Annotated in this window: 19 protein-coding genes; 18 read left to right on the top strand and 1 reads right to left on the bottom strand. The window is 66.1% G+C overall.

Annotation, left to right across the window (positions count from 1 at the left end; all coding sequences use genetic code 11):
• Window positions 1-76 precede the first annotated feature (76 nt).
• Window positions 77-1,234 carry a Hint domain-containing protein gene (locus Q8M85_RS05555; RefSeq protein ID WP_305541353.1) on the top strand — a complete coding sequence of 386 codons (1,158 nt, stop codon included), beginning with the start codon at window positions 77-79 and terminating at the stop codon, window positions 1,232-1,234.
• A 23-nt stretch (window positions 1,235-1,257) separates the two neighbouring features.
• Here Q8M85_RS05555 and Q8M85_RS05550 read toward each other — a convergent pair whose 3' ends face one another.
• Window positions 1,258-1,698 carry an SRPBCC family protein gene (locus tag Q8M85_RS05550; RefSeq protein ID WP_305541351.1) on the bottom strand — a complete coding sequence of 147 codons (441 nt, stop codon included), beginning with the start codon at window positions 1,696-1,698 and terminating at the stop codon, window positions 1,258-1,260.
• 72 nt (window positions 1,699-1,770) lie between these two features.
• Here Q8M85_RS05550 and Q8M85_RS05545 point away from each other — a divergent pair, with 72 nt between their 5' ends.
• From Q8M85_RS05545 to recN, 17 genes are all read left to right on the top strand, one after another.
• Complete coding sequence (locus Q8M85_RS05545) at window positions 1,771-2,361, top strand: TetR/AcrR family transcriptional regulator (RefSeq protein WP_305541348.1); 591 nt, start codon at window positions 1,771-1,773, stop codon at window positions 2,359-2,361.
• A gap of 73 nt (window positions 2,362-2,434) precedes the next feature.
• Window positions 2,435-3,076, top strand: a complete 642-nt coding sequence (locus tag Q8M85_RS05540) for a nucleoside/nucleotide kinase family protein (protein WP_305541346.1) — start codon at window positions 2,435-2,437, stop codon at window positions 3,074-3,076.
• Window positions 3,077-3,208: 132 nt separating this feature from the next.
• Window positions 3,209-4,372 (top strand): putative peptidoglycan glycosyltransferase FtsW, encoded by a 1,164-nt coding sequence (locus tag Q8M85_RS05535; protein WP_305541344.1) that lies wholly within the window; start codon window positions 3,209-3,211, stop codon window positions 4,370-4,372.
• Between the two features lie 97 nt (window positions 4,373-4,469).
• Window positions 4,470-5,564, top strand: a complete 1,095-nt coding sequence (locus tag Q8M85_RS05530) for a UDP-N-acetylglucosamine--N-acetylmuramyl-(pentapeptide) pyrophosphoryl-undecaprenol N-acetylglucosamine transferase (protein WP_305541341.1) — start codon at window positions 4,470-4,472, stop codon at window positions 5,562-5,564.
• The gene (murC, locus tag Q8M85_RS05525) at window positions 5,561-6,970 is read left to right on the top strand and encodes a UDP-N-acetylmuramate--L-alanine ligase (protein WP_305541338.1); all 1,410 of its coding nucleotides are present in this window, start codon (window positions 5,561-5,563) and stop codon (window positions 6,968-6,970) included. Before Q8M85_RS05530 ends, murC begins: the two co-directional genes overlap by 4 nt.
• Before the next feature lie 28 nt (window positions 6,971-6,998).
• The gene (locus Q8M85_RS05520) at window positions 6,999-7,277 is read left to right on the top strand and encodes a DUF2484 family protein (RefSeq protein ID WP_305541335.1); all 279 of its coding nucleotides are present in this window, start codon (window positions 6,999-7,001) and stop codon (window positions 7,275-7,277) included.
• A 30-nt stretch (window positions 7,278-7,307) separates the two neighbouring features.
• Complete coding sequence (locus tag Q8M85_RS05515) at window positions 7,308-8,519, top strand: APC family permease (RefSeq protein WP_305541332.1); 1,212 nt, start codon at window positions 7,308-7,310, stop codon at window positions 8,517-8,519.
• Entirely contained in the window at window positions 8,516-8,788 is a 273-nt protein-coding gene (locus Q8M85_RS05510) for a DUF2484 family protein (RefSeq protein WP_305541329.1), read from the top strand. The genes Q8M85_RS05515 and Q8M85_RS05510 overlap by 4 nt, the downstream gene beginning before the upstream one ends.
• A 3-nt stretch (window positions 8,789-8,791) precedes the next feature.
• Entirely contained in the window at window positions 8,792-9,049 is a 258-nt protein-coding gene (locus Q8M85_RS05505) for a hypothetical protein (protein ID WP_305541326.1), read from the top strand.
• A gap of 41 nt (window positions 9,050-9,090) precedes the next feature.
• Window positions 9,091-10,017: a UDP-N-acetylmuramate dehydrogenase gene (gene murB / locus Q8M85_RS05500; RefSeq protein ID WP_305541323.1), complete on the top strand. Its 927-nt coding sequence runs from the start codon at window positions 9,091-9,093 to the stop codon at window positions 10,015-10,017.
• Window positions 10,018-10,056: 39 nt separating this feature from the next.
• Window positions 10,057-10,977, top strand: a complete 921-nt coding sequence (locus Q8M85_RS05495; protein ID WP_305541321.1) for a D-alanine--D-alanine ligase — start codon at window positions 10,057-10,059, stop codon at window positions 10,975-10,977.
• Window positions 10,965-11,861 (top strand): cell division protein FtsQ/DivIB, encoded by an 897-nt coding sequence (locus Q8M85_RS05490; protein WP_305541318.1) that lies wholly within the window; start codon window positions 10,965-10,967, stop codon window positions 11,859-11,861. The genes Q8M85_RS05495 and Q8M85_RS05490 overlap by 13 nt, the downstream gene beginning before the upstream one ends.
• A complete protein-coding gene (gene ftsA / locus Q8M85_RS05485) occupies window positions 11,858-13,192 on the top strand; it encodes a cell division protein FtsA (RefSeq protein ID WP_305541315.1) in 1,335 nt (444 codons plus the stop codon). Before Q8M85_RS05490 ends, ftsA begins: the two co-directional genes overlap by 4 nt.
• A gap of 195 nt (window positions 13,193-13,387) precedes the next feature.
• Window positions 13,388-15,049, top strand: coding sequence for a cell division protein FtsZ (ftsZ, locus tag Q8M85_RS05480; RefSeq protein WP_305541312.1), 1,662 nt, complete (start codon window positions 13,388-13,390; stop codon window positions 15,047-15,049).
• 193 nt (window positions 15,050-15,242) lie between these two features.
• Window positions 15,243-16,163 carry a UDP-3-O-acyl-N-acetylglucosamine deacetylase gene (gene lpxC, locus Q8M85_RS05475; RefSeq protein ID WP_305541309.1) on the top strand — a complete coding sequence of 307 codons (921 nt, stop codon included), beginning with the start codon at window positions 15,243-15,245 and terminating at the stop codon, window positions 16,161-16,163.
• Between the two features lie 139 nt (window positions 16,164-16,302).
• A complete protein-coding gene (locus Q8M85_RS05470; protein ID WP_305541306.1) occupies window positions 16,303-17,145 on the top strand; it encodes an outer membrane protein assembly factor BamD in 843 nt (280 codons plus the stop codon).
• Window positions 17,146-17,184: 39 nt separating this feature from the next.
• A complete protein-coding gene (recN, locus tag Q8M85_RS05465; RefSeq protein WP_305541303.1) occupies window positions 17,185-18,828 on the top strand; it encodes a DNA repair protein RecN in 1,644 nt (547 codons plus the stop codon).
• Window positions 18,829-18,958 lie beyond the last annotated feature (130 nt).

The following is an 18,958-nucleotide window of genomic DNA, read 5'->3' as shown; positions in this document are numbered from 1 at the left end:
GGGGGCGGGCCGCGCAGTCCAAGCCCCGGCATTAACCGAATCGTAGTCGCATCCGGCCATACTTCCAGGACAGCCCTTGGGCCGGACGCCCCGTCCGCCCTTCGCCTGGCTGTCGCAGGATGAATTGGTTCGGGGGTCCGGGTCCGACATGGCGACATTGCACGACTTTATCGAGATCGCCTCGGTCAGCCCGAACACCACCTATTCCTTCGACAATGGCAATCTTCTGGGCGTGGTCGACAATGTCTCTGGCCAGTCACTTGACGATGGTGAGTTCGACATCGGCGACACGATCCAGATTGCAGGCGTTGTCTATCGGATCGACGCGATCCGCGAACCCGACAGCACTGGCAGCTTCACCCTTGGCGACGGGACGACACGCACCTTTGTTCCGGGGTCCGAATCCAATCTGGACGTGGTGTTCCTGACCGTTTCGTCGGGCGGAACTGTGCGGCATTTCGCCGTGCCGAACGACAAGTATGGCGCGATCGACGTGCAGTCGATCAAGACCGGGGCGCTGACCAATGTCGCAGGCAGCGATGCGGCGATCATCTCGACCCGCAACGATCAGGTGAACACGGTCTGTTTCACCCGCGGGACCTTGCTTTGCACCGAGCAAGGACTGCGGCCGATCGAAACCCTGCAGGCGGGCGATCTGGTCTGGACGGCCGACCATGGCTTGCGTCCGGTCCTGTGGGTAGGGTCGCGCAGCCTGACGCGGGCCGAGCTTGCCGCAGAGGCGCGGCTGCGCCCGATCCGCGTCTCGCCCGGCGCTTTCGGGTCGGGGATGCCCGCGACGGATATCACACTTTCGCCGCAGCATCGCGTGCTCGTCCGATCGCGCATCGCCGAACGGATGCTGGGTGCCGAGGAGGTTCTGGTGGCTGTCCGGCACCTGCTGGACTTGCCGGGGATCGACATGGTGCTGCCCGATGCGGGGGCGGAGTATTTTCATCTGCTCTTCGACCGGCACGAGATCGTGACCGCGAACGGTCTGCCCTGCGAAAGCCTGTTTCTTGGCCCGCAGGCGCTGCTGGGCCTGGCCCCTGGCGCCCGGACAGAGGTGCTGACGCTCACGTCCCGCCCCGGGGCGCATTGCGGCCTGCCAACCCCGGCGCGGCAGTTGGTCACGGGCCGCGAGGGGCGCAAACTTGCCGAGCGGCATGGCCGGAACCGCAAGCCGCTTATCGAGCCGGTTGCCGTGGCCGAGCTTTCCCTGTCACACGCAGCCTGAGTTGAGCCGGGGCAGGCCGCAGGTCAGGCCTTGGCCGCCAGCCCGCCGATCACCTTGCGCATCGTGTGACGCATCATCGGGCGCAAGAGGACCGGGTCGATCAGTTGGCCGAATAGGCCCCAGCGCGGGCTGTAGGTCATGGTCATGCGCAGGGTCGACCCTTGCGGTTCCGGCGCGACGGCCAGTTCGGCGGTGATGTTGTCCATCGGCATCGTGCCGCCGAAGACCTCGATCCGGTAGGACCGCCCCTCCTGCCAGTCCACCACGCGTTCGTGGATATAGTTCTTCCCGTCCTTCAGAGTGCACTGCCGCTCGGCTCCGAGACCGATCTCGCAGGACCCGTCCAGCAGATGGGATTCCTTCAGGGTCGGATTGAAGGCGTCGATGGCGCCGAAGTCGGACATCAGGTCCCAGACCCTTGCGGTGTTGGCTTTGGACTTGCGGGTGACAGTGATCGTTGGCAATGTAGCCTCCTGAGAATGATCGTTCTCAAGGGTTGGAGAATGACTGTTCTCTTGTCAACCGGGTGAATGACAATGACCGAAAATGTGACCGGAGCGGACAGGGAGCTGCATGCCGCGCTGAATCTATTCTGGGCCTCGGGGGCCGAGACGACCTCTTACCCCGAGATCGTCGCGGCCACCGGCCTGTCGCGGAAGGCGCTTTATGCGCGCTGGCCCGACAAGCAGGCGCTGGTCGAGGCCACGCTGGAAGGCTACCGCCGCACGGTGCTGGCCGGGATGCTGGAGACCCTGACCAGAGAAGGCCCTGCGGCTTTCTGGGATCGGCTGGAGGAAGCCACCCGCGTGCCCGGGTGGAACGGATGCTATCTGATGCGCACCGGGTCAGGTCCGCTGCGAACCGAACCGGCGGTGGCTGCGGCGCTTGCCGAATATCTGGATGCGCTGCACGAGGCCTTCCGCAGGAGACTGAGGGAAGCGTCCCTTCCCGTCCCGCCCGATCTGGCCGCAAAGCAATGCGTGGCGCTGCTGGCGCTGATTTCGCAACGTGGGGCGGCCGAGGGCGCAGGCCCAGCCGTTGCAGATTTGGTTTCTGCGGGGCGCCGCACCTGCGGGATGTCGCAGGCTGCGGGAACGGGGGGTGTTGCGGACCGGGACGCAGGCTAGGCCGCCCCATCACCACCTTGCACCGGTCGCCCCCTCGTGCACAGTCTGGGCTAGACCCGGGGAGGAGGGCCAAATGGGACAAGAGCCTGTCGACGTCGCACGTCTGGCCGACATTTTGGAGGCCCGCGCGTCAGGCGGTTTGCGGGTCATCGCGGCTATTGCGGGCGCTCCGGGTTCGGGGAAGTCGACCCTGGCTGAGAAATTGGTCGGCAAGCTGAACGCCCGCCAGCCGGGACTGGCGGCGGTATTGCCGATGGACGGCTACCATTACGACGATCTCTATCTGGTCCCCGCCGGGCTGCGACCAAGGAAGGGCGCGCCTATGACGTTCGACGTCGGCGGGCTTTACCACACGTTGAAGCGGCTGCGCGACCGGGACGAGGCCGAGGTCGCGGTGCCGGTCTTCGACCGCAAGATCGAGATCGCCCGGGCCGGGGCGCGGCTGATCCCGAGGCAGGTGCCGGTGATCGTGGTCGAGGGGAACTGGCTCTTGTTGAACCAGGCACCCTGGGACCGGCTGCGGCCGGTGTTTGATGTGACGGTGATGGTCGAGGTTCCCGAGCATGTCCTGCGCGCGCGGTTGCGCGGCCGGTGGGAGAGGTTGGGGCTGACGGAAGCGGAAATTGTTGAGAAGCTTGAGGAAAATGATCTGCCGAACGGGCGCTGGGTCCGTGATGGTTCGGTCGTGGCGGACCACGTGATCCGCAACGGCTGACCCCCGAATTCCCGGCGCAGGACCCGACTTCCCGCTGGCCTTGCGAATCGATTGGCGCTACTCTGCGCCCTGAGGACTTGGGGGATACACCCGGGCTTCCAAAGGCAGAGCAGGCGTAACAGGCGGTTTTCCATGACTGAAATGGTCTATGGCTCCAATCCCGTTCGGGTGTCGGAGCCGGTCATCCCAAGGTGGTGGCGCACGATCGACAAGTGGACATTGACCTCGGTCTTCGTCCTGTTCGGGATCGGACTGCTGCTGGGACTGGCCGCATCGGTGCCGCTGGCGTCACGAAACGGGCTGGAACCCTTCTACTATGTGCAGCGACAGGCCTTCTTCGGAGGGATCGCGCTGGTCGTGATGATCGGCATCTCGATGATGCCGCCGGACATGGTGCGCAGGCTGGGCGTACTGGGCTTTGCGGTTTCGATGGTCGCGCTGATGCTGCTGCCGCTGTTCGGGACCGACTTCGGCAAGGGCGCGGTGCGCTGGTTTTCCTTCGGCTTTGCGTCGGTCCAGCCTTCGGAGTTCCTGAAACCCGGCTTCGTTGTCGTGGTGGCCTGGCTGATCGCCGCAAGCCAGGACTTGAACGGGCCGCCGGGCAAGTCGATCTCTTTTGCGCTGACGCTGGTTGTGGTCGCTTTCCTGGCGATGCAGCCGGATTTCGGGCAGTCGGCGCTGATCCTGTTCGCCTGGGGCGTGGTCTATTTCATTGGCGGCGCTCCGATGCTGCTGATCGGGGTCGTGGGCGGCCTGGTCGCATTGGGGGGGCTGGTTTTCTATGAAAGCTCCGAGCACTTCGCGCGGCGTATCGACGGGTTCCTGTCGCCGGACGTGGACCCCAGGACGCAGCTTGGCTACGCGGCGAACGCGATACAGGAAGGTGGGTTCTTCGGCGTGGGCGTGGGCGAGGGACAGGTGAAGTGGTCGCTGCCGGACGCGCATACGGATTTCATCATCGCGGTGGCGGCCGAGGAATATGGGCTGATCCTGGTGCTCTTGATCCTCGCGGTGTACGGGCTGATCGTCGTCCGCTCGCTGTGGCGGCTTCTGCCCGAGCGTGACCCGTTTGCACGGCTGGCTGGCGCCGGACTGGCCTGCATCTTCGGGGTGCAGGCGATGATCAACATGGGCGTTGCGGTTCGACTGCTGCCCGCCAAGGGGATGACTTTGCCGTTTGTCAGCTATGGCGGGTCGTCGGTCATAGCGGCCGGGATCACGCTGGGGATGCTTCTGGCGCTGACGCGGGAGCGGCCGCGCGGGCAGATGAGCGACGTCTTCCGGCGGGGGCGGTGATGGCGGACGTGGGCGCGCGGTCTCTTTCCCCTCACCCCATCCCTCTCTCCCAAGGGGACAGGGGCGCGCTTGCGGCTGGCGCCGGGAGGACTGGCGGATGACGGGCAAGCTTCTGCTGATCGCGGCGGGGGGCACGGGGGGGCACATGTTCCCGGCCCAGGCTCTGGCCGAAGCGATGCTGGCGCGGGGCTGGCGGGTCAAGCTGTCCACCGACGACCGGGGCGCGCGCTTTGCTGGCGGTTTTCCCGAAGCGGTGACGGTCGAGCGGGTGGCCTCGGCCACGTTCGCGCGGGGCGGGGTGGCGGCGAAGCTGTTGGTGCCGTTCCGAATTCTGGGCGGCGTCTGTGCGGCGATGATGGCGCAGCTTCGCGACAAGCCGGCCGTCGTGGTCGGTTTCGGTGGTTATCCGTCGATCCCGGCGCTTTCGGCGGCCTGGGTGCTGCGGCGGCCGCGGATGATCCATGAGCAGAACGGGGTGCTGGGCCGGGTCAACCAGGTCTTTTCGCGCCGCGTCGACAAGGTGGCCTGCGGGACCTGGCCGACGGCCCTGCCTCAGGGGGTGGCCGGAGAGGCCACTGGCAACCCGGTGCGGCAGGCTGTGCTGGACCGGGCCTCGGCGCCCTACATCCCTCCGGGCGATTACCCGATGGCGATGGTGGTGATCGGCGGTAGCCAGGGCGCGCGCATCCTGTCGGATGTGGTGCCTGCGGCATTGGCCTTGTTGCCCGAGGCGCTGCGGGCGAACCTGAGGGTGGCGCATCAGGCGCGGGACGAAGACGGCGCGCGCGCCGCTGCGGCCTATGAGGCGGCAGGCGTTCGGGCCGAGATCGCGCCGTTCTTCGCGGATATTCCGCGGCGGTTGTCAGAGGCTCAGCTGGTGATCAGCCGGTCTGGGGCCTCGTCCGTGGCGGATATCAGCGTGATCGGGCGGCCCTCGATCCTTATTCCCTATGCGGCGGCCACGGGCGACCATCAGACGGCGAACGCCAGAGGACTATCTGACGCAGGTGCCGCGGTTGTCATCCAGGAGAAGGCGCTTGACGCGGGCGCGCTTGCGGGCCACATCGCCGCGATCCTGGAAGACCCCCACAAGGCCGAAGGCATGGCGCGTGCCGCGCTGGGCGAAGGCAAGCCGGATGCGACGGCGCGGCTGGTGGCGCTGGTCGAAGACTTGGGCGGAGAGACGCTATGAACGCAGCAACGAAGCTTCCGCTGGAGCTGGGCCCCATCCACTTCGTAGGCATCGGCGGGATCGGCATGAGCGGGATCGCCGAGGTCCTGATGACTCTGGGCTATGCGGTGCAGGGGTCGGACGCGAAGGCGTCGAAGATCACCGAGCGGCTGGTCACCCTGGGGGCGCGGTTCTTCGAGGGGCAGCGGGCCGAGAATATCGGAGATGGCGTTTCGGTCGTGGTGATCTCATCGGCGATCAAGAAGGGCAATCCCGAGTTGGAGGAGGCGCGTCGCCGGAAGCTGCCGGTGGTGCGCCGCGCCGAGATGCTGGCGGAGCTGATGCGGCTGAAGTCGAACATTGCCATTGCCGGCACGCATGGGAAGACGACCACGACGACGATGGTGGCGACGCTTCTGGACAAGGGCGGGTTCGATCCGACGGTCATCAACGGCGGCGTGATCCACGCCTACGGCTCCAACGCGCGGGCGGGCGCCGGGGAATGGATGGTCGTCGAGGCGGACGAGAGCGACGGGTCCTTCAACCGGCTGCCCGCGACCATTGCCATCGTAACCAACATTGACCCCGAACACATGGAGCACTGGCACACTTTCGACGCGCTGCGGAAGGGGTTCCTGGACTTCGTCTCGAACATCCCGTTCTACGGACTTGCGGTCTGCTGCACCGATCATCCCGAAGTGCAGACGCTGGTCGGGCGGGTGACGGATCGCCGCGTGGTGACCTTCGGCTTCAACGCGCAGGCTGATGTGCGGGCGGTGAACCTGACCTATGAAAACGGCGTGGCGCATTTCGACATCGCCTTGCAGGCCGAGGGGCAGGTGATCGAGGGCTGCACCTTGCCAATGCCGGGGGACCACAACGTGTCGAACGCGCTGTCAGCGGTCGCGGTGGCGCGGCATCTGGGGATGAAACGCGACGAGATCCGCGAGGCCTTGGCCGGGTTTGCGGGGGTCAACCGGCGTTTCACCAAGGTGGCCGAGGTCAACGGCGTCACGATCATCGACGATTACGGCCACCACCCGGTCGAAATCGCGGCGGTTCTGAAGGCGGCGCGGCAGGCGACGAAAGGCCGGATCATCGCTGTCCACCAGCCGCACCGCTATACGCGCCTGTCCAGCCTGTTCGAGGAGTTCTGCACCTGCTTCAACGAGGCCGACGTGGTCGCTATCGCTGACGTCTATTCCGCTGGCGAGGACCCGATCCCGGGCGTCAGCCGCGACGATCTGGTCGCGGGCCTCATTGCCCACGGTCACCGCCACGCCCGCGCCTTGCAGGACGAGGGCGAGCTTGCCCGGCTGGTGAAGGAACAGGCGCGGCCCGGCGACATGGTGGTCTGTCTGGGCGCGGGCACGATCAGCGCCTGGGCCAATGCGCTGCCCGCAAAGCTGATGGGCAAGGCAGCATGACCCGGCGCGCAGGTCAGGGTTTCACGGTATGATCTGGGGTGTCGTCACACCCCTGTTCTTCGGTTGCCTCTGGATCGTGCTGGCCGCCGTTGTGGCGATGCTTCCGATGAAGCGGCAGATGGTGCCGGGGCTGATCCTGCTGATCATCGCGCCCTTTCTGCTGACATGGATCGCCTGGTTCCACGGGTGGGGCTGGGCCGTGGCCGGAATCATCGGCTTTGCGTCGATGTTCCGCAACCCGTTGATCTACTTCGTCCGTCGCGCCGTTGGCAAACCGGCGCCCTTGCCGAAGGACCTTGAGAAGTGACGCCCCTGGTGGGCACCTTGGGTGGCGCGGATGGCTGACGCGCTGGAACGCAGCCTGGGCTTGGGCCTGCTGACCGCCTACGGCGTCGGCGTGATGGTCGGAGCGGGAATCTATGTTCTCGTCGGTACCGTCGTCGGCCATGCCGGAGTCTGGGCCCCGCTTGCCTTTGGGTTGGCCGGGTTGGTCGCGTTGTTCTCGGCCCTTTCCTATGCCGAATTCGCCACCCGCCTGCCCGAGGCGGCCGGGCAGGCAGCCTATGTCGAGCGCGGGTTTTCCTCGCGCAATCTGGGGGTTGTCGCGGGTCTGGCCATCGCGGTGACGGGTATCGTCTCGGCGGCGGCGGTCCTACGGGGCGGGGTCGGCTACCTGATGGCTTTCGTCGGCTGGCCCGAACCCTGGCTGATCGTCGGGATCGGCGTGGCGCTGACCGTGGTCGCGCTTGTTGGCGTCCTGGAAAGCCTGGCCTTGATCGCGGTCCTGACCGTGGTGGAGGTCGGCGGTTTGCTGGCCGTCGTGATGGTGGGTTTTCTTGCGCCGCCTGGCCCCGACTGGAGCAGCCTGCCTGATCTGCCCACGCCGCCCCTGGCCGGGATCGCGGCCGCTATCTCCCTGTCGGTCTTCGCTTTCATCGGCTTCGAGGATCTGACGAACATGGCCGAAGAGGCGAAGGATCCCGACCGCGTCATGCCCAGGGCGATCCTGCTGGCGCTGGCAATCACGGCGGCACTTTACCTGCTGGTCAGCCTTGCCGCGGTCCGGGTCGCGCCCCACGCCGAACTTCGCACCAGCGCGCAACCTGTGGCGCTGATCTGGGAACGGGCGACGGGCACATCGGCGGCGTTCCTGTCGGCAATTGCGGTCGCGGCGGCGCTGAACGGAGTGCTGGCGCAAATCGTCATGGCGTCGCGGGTCCTGTTCGGGCTGGGCCGCAGGACCAAAGTGCTTTCCACATTCGCCCGGTCGCATCCTCGCTTCGGCACGCCGGTCCGGGCGACGCTTCTGGTCGGGGCGGCGATGCTGGGCGCGGCGCTGGTCATCCCGGTCGAGACTCTGGCCGAGACGACATCGATCGTCCTGCTGGCCGTCTTCGTCCTGGTAAACGCAGCGCTGATCCGGCTGCACCGCCGGGAACCCACGGCGCCGTTCCGCGTCTCGGCATGGGTGCCCTGGGCGGGGCTTACGACCGCGCTTGCGGCGCTTGTCGCGGCGCTGTTCGTCATTCTGTCAGGAGAGAGCGCATGATCGGAAATCTTGGCGCAGATCCCGAATACTGGCCGCTGGTCCTGAGCTTGCTGTGGCTGGTCGTGGCCAACGTGATCGCGATGTTCCCGTCGAAGGACAAGCACTGGCGGGTGGCCTATGTGCTGATCGCCCTTGGTGTGCCGCTTCTGGGCTGGGTAACCTGGGTGGCGGGTCCGATCGTCGGGCTTGTGCTGCTGGCCGCGGGGGCCTCGGTCCTGCGCTGGCCGGTGGTCTTCTTCTGGCGCTGGCTGCGCCGACAACTGGGCTAGGCAATGAACGCGGTCTTCTGGGCAATCGGGGGCGGAACGGTGCTGTTTGTCGCGGTCATCTCCTATGCCGTGACCCGCCGCTATGGCTGGGGACAGGCGCTGGCCTTGCCGGTCATGGCGCTGGCGGCGATGCTGGCGATGCAGTGGCAAGAGCGGGCGAGCTCTGGCCATGAACTGAGCTGGTCGTCGCTGGCCTTTGCGGCCCCGGTGCTTCTGGGCGCGGTGGCAGGCATCGCCGTGGCGCGGCTGCGGCGGGGCTGACGGGTCTTGCAACGCGGGCGAAAGCGCCGCAGAACCGGGCCATGATCAAGCTTCCCGACACCCGTGGCGTGCTGACGCCGAACCGCCCTTTGGCCGACCTGACCTGGCTGCGTGTGGGCGGGCCTGCCGATTGGCTGTACCAGCCGGCCGACGAGGCGGACCTGGCTGCGTTCCTGGGCGATCTTGACCCTTCGGTGCCGGTCTTTCCAATGGGCGTTGGGTCGAACCTGATCGTGCGGGATGGCGGCATCCGTGCCGTGGTCATCCGGCTGGGGCGCGGGTTCAACGGGATTTCGGTGGAGGGCGAGCGGGTCGTCGCCGGTGCGGCGGCGCTGGACGCGCATGTGGCGAAGCGCGCGGCAGAGGCAGGGCTGGACCTGACCTTTCTGCGCACCATTCCCGGCAGTATCGGCGGCGCGGTTCGGATGAATGCCGGGTGCTACGGGTCCTATGTGGCCGATGTGCTGGAGGAGGTCCGCGTGATTACTCGCGATGGACGGATTGAGACGCTCCCCGCCACTGCACTGAACCTGCGCTATCGGCAAAGCGACCTGCCCGAAGGTGCGGTGATCGTCTCGGCCACGTTCCGCGCGCCAAAGGGCGACCCCGAGGCGCTTGAGGCGCGGATGGCTGACCAGATTGCCAAGCGCGATGCCAGCCAGCCCACGAAAGAGCGCAGCGCGGGGTCCACCTTCCGCAATCCGGCGGGGTTTTCCTCGACGGGCAAGGCGAATGACAGTCACGAGCTGAAGGCCTGGAAGGTCATCGACGACGCCGGGATGCGGGGCGTAAGGATTGGCGGGGCGCAGATGTCCCCCATGCATTCCAATTTCATGATCAACACCGGAGGGGCGACGGCCGCCGATCTGGAAAATCTGGGCGAGGACGTGCGAAAAAAGGTTTTCCAATCAAGCGGTATCACGCTAGAGTGGGAAATCATGCGGGTCGGAGAATACCCGCAGGACTAACAATATCACGGGTCGGACAAGACCTGGATGAGGCAGTGTATGGCGGGCGCATCGAGCAGGATGGCCCCCGAAGTGGCGGTACTGATGGGTGGGCTTTCCGCTGAGCGGGAAGTGTCACTTGTCTCTGGGCGCGAATGTGCCAAGGCCCTGCGGGAGGCTGGTTACCGGGTGACGGAGGTCGATTGCGGCCCCGATCTGCCTGCGCGCCTTGCTGATCTGCGCCCCGATGTGTGCTTCAACGCGCTCCACGGCCGCTGGGGTGAGGATGGCTGCGTCCAGGGCATCCTGGAATGGCTTAAGCTCCCCTATACACATTCCGGGGTGCTGGCCTCGGCGCTGGCGATGGACAAGGTCAAGACCAAGGAGGTCTATGCCGCCGCCGGTCTGCCAGTGGTGGACAGCGTTCTGGCCACGAAAGAGGAGGTCGAGGCGGGGCATGTCCTTCCCGCCCCCTACGTGGTCAAGCCATACAACGAAGGGTCCTCGGTCGGCGTCTATATCGTCCGCGAAGGGTCGAACGCGCCGCGTCTGGCAGCCTCGATGCCTGATGTGGTGATGGTGGAGACGTATGCTCCCGGCCGTGAGCTGACGACGACGGTGATGGGCGACCGGGCGCTGGGGGTGACGGATATCCTCACCGACGGCTGGTACGACTATGACGCCAAGTACAAGCCGGGCGGCAGCCGGCATGAGTGCCCGGCGCAGCTGCCGGCGGACATCGAGGCGGCTTGTCTGGATTATGCCCTGCGGGCGCACAAGGCGCTGGGGTGCCGTGGTGTCTCGCGGACTGATTTCCGATGGGACGAGGCGCGCGGGCTGGCGGGACTGATCCTCTTGGAGACGAATACCCAGCCGGGGATGACACCCACATCGCTTGCCCCCGAACAGGCTGCGCATCAGGGGATTGGCTTCCCCGAGTTCTGCGACTGGATGGTGAGGGACGCATCATGCAATCGCTGATCGCTCGCCGTCCCGCGTCCCGCGTTCGCCGCGACCCTGCCCCGTCGAAGTGGTCCTATCGTGTGCAACGCTGGATGCTCACGCCCTATGTGCGCAGCTTCGTGCTGAAGGGCCTGCCGATGCTTATGCTTGTGGGGGCAGGTGCGCTTTGGCTGAGCCATGAGCCGAACCGGCAGGAGTTGATCGGGCAACTGACCCATCTGCGGGAAGAGTTCGAAGCGCGACCCGAGTTCCGGGTCAGCCTTGCCCGCGTCGAAGGGGCCACGGACGATCTGGCCGAAGCGGTGCGCCTGAAGCTGGCGCTGCCTTTGCCGATGTCGTCCTTCGACATCGACCTTGACGCCGCCCGCGCCCGGATCGAGACGCTGGATGCGGTGCAGAAGGCTGACTTGCGGGTCCGCTCTGGCGGGGTGCTGCAGGTGCTGATCACCGAACGCGTCCCTGTCGCGGTCTGGCGCACCGAGGATGGTCTGACCCTGGTCGACGAGACCGGCCACCGCGTTGCGGGCCTGCTGTCGCGCGCCGACCGGGCCGACCTGCCGCTGATTGCAGGGCTTGGCGCCGACGAAGCCACGCCGGAGGCGCTGGATCTGATCGCCGCTGCGGGACCGCTGACCCCGCGCCTCCGCGGCCTTGTCCGCATGGGCGAGCGCCGTTGGGATGTTGTGCTTGATCGCAACCAGCGCATCCTTCTGCCCGAGCAGAAGCCGGTCCAGGCGTTTGAGCGGCTCCTGGCGCTGGACCATGCCCAGGACCTGATGAACCGAGACATCCTGACCGTAGACCTGCGGTCAGACCATCGCCCGACCCTTCGCCTTACCCCCAATGCCCTTGCCGAAATCCGTCGCGCGCAGGGCCTAGAAACCGTGGAGAACGAACTGTGACCGATCTCTATACTTCCCAGCGCGCCATGCGGAACATGCGTCGGGCTGCCATGCAGCGCGGCGTGATCGCCATCCTGGATGTCGGCACCTCGAAGATCGCCTGCCTTATCCTGCGCTTCGACGGACCGGACCGCCTGCGCGAGCAGGACGGGGTCGGGCCGATGGCCGGGCAAAGCCAGTTCCGGGTGATCGGGGCGGCGACAACCCGCAGCCGTGGCGTGCGCTTCGGCGAAATCGCCGTGATGAACGAGACCGAGCGGGCGATCCGCACGGCGGTTCAGGCGGCGCAGAAGATGGCCAACGTGCGGGTCGATCATGTGATCGCCTGCTTCTCGGGGGCGGAGCCGCGCAGCTATGGGCTGGCGGGAGAGCTGGACCTGCAGGATAGCGTCGTGACGGAACAGGACGTAAGCCGCGTGCTGGCGTCCTGCGATGTGCCGGACCTGGGGCAGGGGCGCGAGGTCCTGCACGCCCAGCCGGTGAACTTTGCGCTGGACCATCGGTCGGGCCTGGGCGACCCGCGCGGACAGATCGGGCACAGGCTGGCGGTCGATATGCACCTGTTGTCGGTCGACGGCGACGTGGTGCAGAATCTGCTTTACTGCATCAAGCGCTGCGATCTGGAACTGGCGGGAATTGCCTCCTCGGCCTATGCCTCGGCGATCTCGTCGCTGGTGGAAGACGAACAGGAACTGGGCGCGGCCTGCATCGACATGGGCGGCGGCGCGACCGGCATCTCGATCTTCATGAAGAAGCACATGATCTATGCGGATTCGGTTCGGATGGGCGGGGACCATGTGACCTCGGACGTCTCGAAGGGATTGCAGATCCCGCTGGTGACGGCCGAGAAGATCAAGACGCGCCACGGCGGACTTTACGCCACCGGCATGGACGACCGCGAGATGATCGACATTGGCGGCGACAGCGGCGACTGGGAAAAGGACCGCCGCCAGATCAGCCGGACCGAGCTGATCGGGATCATGCGACCGCGCGTCGAAGAGATCCTGGAGGAAGTCCGCGCCACGCTTGATGCGGCGGGGTTCGATACGCTGCCAAGCCAGCAGATAGTACTGACGGGCGGAGGAAGCCAGATCCCGGGCCTTGATGGCATCGCGACCCGCATACTAGGGCAACGGGTGCGTCTGGGTCGTCCGCTGCGCGTTCAGGGCCTGCCGCAAGCGGCGACGGGGGCGGCTTTTGCCAGCGCCGTGGGTCTGTGCCTTTTCGCAGCGCATCCGCAGGACGAATGGTGGGATTTCGAGATTCCGGCCGAACGCTACCCGGCACGCTCGCTTCGACGGGCCGTTAAATGGTTCAAGGATAACTGGTGACCACAATATCCGGCCGCAAAGGGCGAAATACCGCTGAATACGGGGAATTGGCCCCCAGATTTCGTGGTTCGCCACGAGTTTTTGCGTGACCTTTGGAAGTGTTGTGGATAGAATCGGGGATAAGTCGGCCTTCTGCGGGGTTTAGCAGCGGAAAGGACCGGTAAACAGGCGGCGGACAAAGGGACAGGCAAACCCATGGCACTCAATTTGACGATGACTTCGGAGCGTGAAGAGCTGAAGCCGCGCATCACCGTGTTCGGTGTCGGCGGTGCGGGTGGCAACGCGGTGAACAACATGATCGACAAGATGCTGGAAGGCGTCGAGTTCGTCGTTGCTAACACCGATGCGCAGGCCCTGCAGCAAAGCCGGGCAGGCGCGCGCATCCAGATGGGTGTCAAGGCGACGGAAGGACTTGGGGCAGGGGCCAGGCCGACGGTGGGGGCCGCTGCGGCGGAAGAGACGATCGAAGAAATCGTCGACCACCTGGCAGGCGCCCACATGTGCTTCATCACCGCCGGCATGGGTGGCGGCACCGGGACAGGCGCTGCCCCGATCATCGCCCAGGCCGCGCGGGAGCTGGGCGTGCTGACGGTGGGCGTCGTGACCAAGCCCTTCCAGTTCGAGGGGGGCAAGCGGATGCGCCAGGCCGAAGAAGGCATCGAGGCGCTGCAGAAGGTCGTCGATACGCTGATCATCATCCCGAACCAGAACCTGTTCCGGCTGGCGAATGAGCGGACCACGTTCACCGAAGCCTTCGCGATGGCCGACGACGTCCTGTATCAGGGCGTCAAGGGTGTGACCGACCTGATGGTGCGGCCGGGCTTGATCAACCTCGACTTCGCCGACGTCCGCGCCGTGATGGACGAGATGGGCAAGGCGATGATGGGCACCGGCGAAGCCCAGGGCGACGACCGCGCCGTTCAGGCGGCGGAGAAGGCGATTGCCAACCCGCTTCTCGACGAAATCAGCCTGAATGGCGCCAAGGGCGTGCTGATCAACATCACCGGCGGCCATGATCTGACGCTGTTCGAACTGGACGAAGCCGCGAACATCATCCGCGAGAAGGTGGACCCCGAGGCGAACATCATCGTCGGCTCTACTCTCGACACCGCGATGGAAGGCCGTATCCGTGTCTCGGTCGTTGCAACCGGCATCGATGCTTCAGCCGCCAACAAGGCCGATACTCCGGTGGCCCGCCGCTCGATGGGCGCGCCTCTGACGCTGAATTCGGAAGCCCCCCGCGAAGCAGCGCGCGAAGCGGCCCGGACACCGGCCCCGGTCTACACCCCGGCTGCCGCCCCGATGATGGAAGATCGCGCGCCCTTCCAGGAAGAAGTCGAATCCCTGGCGGATGCCGCCTTTGACGCTGCCGCCTCGAAGGCCGACATGGAAGCCGACGAGTTCTCGATCGCCGACGACTTGCCGCCCCCGGCCTACCGCCCGCAGCCGGCTGCCCAGCCGACCCTGGTGCGGTCAACTCCGGCCGCGATCGAGGCGGATGCCTCGGAATTCGTGGCGCCACGTCCGCGCGCCGCTGGTCAGCCCTCGCCCGAGGCGCTTGCGCGGCTGCAAGCGGCGGTCAGCCGTCCGGGTGCCGCAGCTCCGGCGAAGCTTACACGTCCGGCACCAGCCCCGGTTGCGGCCCCCGCGTCGGCATCGGCTGCAGCGGCAGGCGCGAAGCCCCGCTTCGGGATCGGCTCGCTGATCAACCGGATGGCTGGCCATCTGGAGGCCAACCAGACCGCACCCGCGACCCGCGCCCAGCCACCGGTGACGGCCTACGATGACGACCATGACATGGGCTCGGACCAGGATCGGATCGAGATTCCTGCCTTCCTGCGCCGCCAGGCGAACTGAAAAGAACGCGGTATCAACCTTTCGGAAAGGCTCGGGCAACCGGGCCTTTTCTTTTTGTATCAATGCGTTGCGATCTGTTTCAAAGCTGACACATACCGTCACAAAGAGTGAGTTGAGCTTCAAACCCCTAACGAATAGCTAACATGCAATCGGAACGGGCGTGGAACCCGGTCCACATGAGGTTGAGCGAGACGTGCAGAACACTCTGAAATCCCCAGCCGCCTTCACTGGTGTCGGCCTGCATGGCGGCGCGACAGTGCGGATGGTTGTGCACCCGGCGCCTGCCGATCACGGGGTCTGGTTCTGCCGGACTGACGTGGCTGATCTGGATGCGCTGGTTCCGGCCCGCTGGGACGCGGTGACGCCCTCGCGGCTGTGCACGGTGATCGAGAATGGCGACGGCGTGTCGGTGTCCACCATCGAGCATATCATGGCCGCCCTTGCCGGTTTTGCCATCCACAATGCCCTGATCGAGATCGACGGGCCGGAAGTTCCAATTCTGGACGGCTCTGCTGTGCCCTTCATCGAAGGTTTTCTGGCCGTCGGCCTGGAAGAGCAGGAACTGCCGGTGCGTGCGGTCCGGGTGCTGAAGCCCGTCGAAGTCCGCGACGGAGATGCCGTGGCGCGGTTGGAACCGGCCGAGATGCTGGAGATCGATTTCCGCATCGACTTTGCCGACCAGGCGATCGGGGTGCAGTCGCGCCATCTTAACATGGCCAACGGCGCCTTCGTGCGCGAGTTGTCGGACAGCCGCACCTTCTGCCGCCAGGCGGATGTGGATGCGATGCGCGCAAAGGGTCTGGCATTGGGCGGCTCGCTTGAAAACGCGGTCGTCTTCGATGGCGACCAGGTGCTTTCGCCGGGTGGCCTGCGGCACGCCGATGAACCCGTGCGCCACAAGATGCTGGACGCGGTGGGCGACCTTGCCCTGGCCGGTGGCCCGCTTCTGGGCCGCTATGTTGGGGAACGGGCGGGCCATGCCCTGACGAACCGGCTGCTCCGCAGGCTTTTCGCCGATCCGACCGCCTTCGTGATCGTCGATTGCGGCCCGCGCACCCTGGGCAAACTGCCGGGTGTCGGTGTCCATGCCGGCGATCTTCCCGCGCGCGGCTAAGATCAGCCACCAGATCACAGGACCCTGAAAAGTCACGAAAGGCGTTTTGCGCCCCGGATTTTTCTGTGCTAGGACGGGCACAACGAGATGAGCCGAGGGTGGGGCAAACCGCCCGGGCTGCAGGTTGGATAGGCAAAGCATGTCAGGCAGACAGCCCGGCGCAGGGTTCCTCAAGGCGGCGCTTATGGCGTCGATGCTCGCCGGTTGTGCTGGCTCTGCGCCGAGCGAGCGGGCGCTGGACAGCTATACCGCCGAGGAAATCTACAAGAAGGGTGAGCTGGAGCTTGAGACCGGCAAGAAGCCCAAGGACGCGCTGGTCTATTTCCAGGAAGTCGAGCGGCTGTATCCCTACACCGAATTTGCAAAGCGCGCGCTGATCATGCAGGCCTTCACGCATCACAAGGCCAAGGAATATCCCGAGGCCCGTGATGCCGCGCAACGTTACCTGGACTTCTATCCGGGCGATGAGGATGCCCCCTATGCGCTCTACCTGATGGCGCTGTCCTACTACGATCAGATCGACGATGTGGGCCGCGACCAGGGCATCACTTTCCAGGCGCTTTCGGGCATGCGCGACGTGATCGAGACCTATCCTGACAGCGAATATGCACGGTCCGCGATCCTGAAGTTCGATCTAGCCTTCGACCAGCTGGCAGCGAAGGAGATGGAGGTCGGGCGCTATTACCTGAAGCGCGGGCATTATGCGGCGGCGATCAACCGCTTCCGCGTCGTGGTGGCGGATTTCCAGACCACCACCCACACCGCCGAGGCGCTGCACCGTCTGGTGGAGTCCTACCTGGCACTTGGTCTGACGGACGAGGCGCAGACGGCAGGCGCGATCCTTGGCTACAACTACCAGGCCTCGCCGTTCTACGACGACACGTTCCGCCTGCTGAAGGGCAAGGGCCTGTCGCCAGAAGCCAAGGGCGAAGGCTGGCTGCGCACGATCTACCGCCAGATGGTAAAGGGCGAGTGGCTGTAAGGATGGTGGGTGGTAGAACCCACCCTACGCGTGCGCCCTATGCTGCGTAGCCTGGATATCCGCGATGTGTTGATCATCGACCGGCTAAGCCTTGAGCTTGAGCCGGGCCTCAACGTGTTGACCGGCGAGACGGGGGCCGGGAAGTCTATTCTGCTGGATGCGCTTGGCTTCGTCCTGGGCTGGCGCGGTCGCGCTGAACTGGTGCGCCAGGGGGCGGCGCAGGGCGAGGTGACGGCGGTCTTCGACGTGGCCCCCGGTCACGCTGCGCGGACTGTGCTGCAGGAGGCGGGGATCGAGGCGGAGGACGAATTGATCCTGCGCCGGGTCAATGCGGCGGACGGGAGGAAGACGGCTTTCGTCAACGACCGTCGCGTCAGTGGCGAGGTATTGCGGGACCTGTCGGATACCCTGGTGGAGCTGCATGGGCAGCATGACGACCGGGGGCTCCTGAACCCTCGGGGGCATCGGGCGCTGCTGGATGTATTCGCGGGGCTGGACCTTGCCGGTTTGCGTGCGGCCTGGTCGGCGCAGCGCGAGGCGCGCGCGCGCCTGGCCGAGGCGGAAGGGGCTCTGGCGCGGGCGGCGGCCGAGGAAGAGTTCCTGCGTCACGCGGTTGCCGAACTCGACAAGCTGAACCCCTTGCCGGGCGAGGACGAGGCGCTGGATGCGCGGCGTCGGCTGATGCAGGGGGCCGGGCGCATCCGCGAGGATGTGGCGAAGGCGCTGATGGCGCTGTCGGACGAGGGTGCCGAGGGCCGGATGCGCGATGCACTGCGCTGGCTGGATGGCGCGGCCGAGAAGGCCGAGGGGCGGCTGGACGCGCCGATGGAGGCATTGAACCGCGCGCTGATCGAGTTGGGCGAGGCGGAAGCCGGGGTGGAACGTGCGCTGGAGGCGCTGGACTTCGATCCCGGAGAATTGGACCGGGTCGAGGAGCGGCTTTTCGCGATTCGGGCGCTGGCGCGGAAGCATGGAGTGCTGGCCGACGACCTGGGCGGGTTCGCGGACGGGTTACGCGCACGGCTGGCGGCGATCGACGGGGGGGCTGTCGGGCTCGCCAAGCTGGGCAAGACGGTCGCCGAGGCCGAAATAGCCTTTGCCGCCGAGGCAGCGCGGGTGACCAAGGCACGGGTCGCCGCGGCCAAGCGGCTGGATGCGGCGATGGCGGCAGAACTTGCGCCGTTGAAGATGGAGCGCGCAGTCTTTGCGACCGAGGTAAGCGCAGGCGAACCGGGACCCGAGGGTTTGGACGTGGTGACCTTCACCGTTGCGACCAACCCTGGTGCACCTTCGGGGCCTTTGAACCGGATCGCCTCGGGTGGGGAACTCAGCCGGTTTCTCTTGGCGCTGAAGGTTTGCCTGACGGGGGACAGCCCCGGCCTGACCTTGATCTTCGACGAGATCGACCGCGGCGTCGGTGGGGCGACGGCGGACGCGGTGGGGCGACGGCTGAAGGCCCTGGCCGAGGGCGCTCAGGTGCTGGTCGTGACCCATTCGCCGCAGGTTGCGGCCTTCGGCGCACGGCACTGGCGGGTGGAAAAGCGGGTGGCAAAGGGGCAGACGCTGTCCACGGTCACTGGCCTTGGGGCTGAAGAGCGCGTTGAAGAGATCGCCCGGATGCTCGCGGGCGATACGGTGACCGAGGCCGCACGTGCGGCGGCGCGGGCCTTGCTGCAGGGCTGACCACACTGCCCAAAGCTACGGCAAAAGTGTGGCGACCTATGCATTCAGCGCATGGCGGCACTTCAGCCTTGCCTCTACAATGCTGCACTGCAGCGCCCTATCTTCCCATCAAGAAGAAAGGACAATCATC

It is taken from the genome of Tabrizicola sp. (assembly GCF_030694085.1).
Lineage (GTDB): Bacteria > Pseudomonadota > Alphaproteobacteria > Rhodobacterales > Rhodobacteraceae > Tabrizicola.
Note: the sequence above shows the minus strand (reverse complement) of the source record. Positions and strands in the feature narration are given on the sequence as shown.

Coding starts and splice junctions, on each gene's coding strand:
- Q8M85_RS05545 (WP_305541348.1), top strand. CDS start 1,771: ATGACCGAAAATGTGACCGGAGCGGACAGGGAGCTGCATGCCGCGCTG.
- Q8M85_RS05540 (WP_305541346.1), top strand. CDS start 2,435: ATGGGACAAGAGCCTGTCGACGTCGCACGTCTGGCCGACATTTTGGAG.
- Q8M85_RS05535 (WP_305541344.1), top strand. CDS start 3,209: ATGACTGAAATGGTCTATGGCTCCAATCCCGTTCGGGTGTCGGAGCCG.
- Q8M85_RS05530 (WP_305541341.1), top strand. CDS start 4,470: ATGACGGGCAAGCTTCTGCTGATCGCGGCGGGGGGCACGGGGGGGCAC.
- murC (WP_305541338.1), top strand. CDS start 5,561: ATGAACGCAGCAACGAAGCTTCCGCTGGAGCTGGGCCCCATCCACTTC.
- Q8M85_RS05520 (WP_305541335.1), top strand. CDS start 6,999: ATGATCTGGGGTGTCGTCACACCCCTGTTCTTCGGTTGCCTCTGGATC.
- Q8M85_RS05515 (WP_305541332.1), top strand. CDS start 7,308: ATGGCTGACGCGCTGGAACGCAGCCTGGGCTTGGGCCTGCTGACCGCC.
- Q8M85_RS05510 (WP_305541329.1), top strand. CDS start 8,516: ATGATCGGAAATCTTGGCGCAGATCCCGAATACTGGCCGCTGGTCCTG.
- Q8M85_RS05505 (WP_305541326.1), top strand. CDS start 8,792: ATGAACGCGGTCTTCTGGGCAATCGGGGGCGGAACGGTGCTGTTTGTC.
- murB (WP_305541323.1), top strand. CDS start 9,091: ATGATCAAGCTTCCCGACACCCGTGGCGTGCTGACGCCGAACCGCCCT.
- Q8M85_RS05495 (WP_305541321.1), top strand. CDS start 10,057: ATGGCGGGCGCATCGAGCAGGATGGCCCCCGAAGTGGCGGTACTGATG.
- Q8M85_RS05490 (WP_305541318.1), top strand. CDS start 10,965: ATGCAATCGCTGATCGCTCGCCGTCCCGCGTCCCGCGTTCGCCGCGAC.
- ftsZ (WP_305541312.1), top strand. CDS start 13,388: ATGGCACTCAATTTGACGATGACTTCGGAGCGTGAAGAGCTGAAGCCG.
- Q8M85_RS05470 (WP_305541306.1), top strand. CDS start 16,303: ATGTCAGGCAGACAGCCCGGCGCAGGGTTCCTCAAGGCGGCGCTTATG.
- recN (WP_305541303.1), top strand. CDS start 17,185: ATGCTGCGTAGCCTGGATATCCGCGATGTGTTGATCATCGACCGGCTA.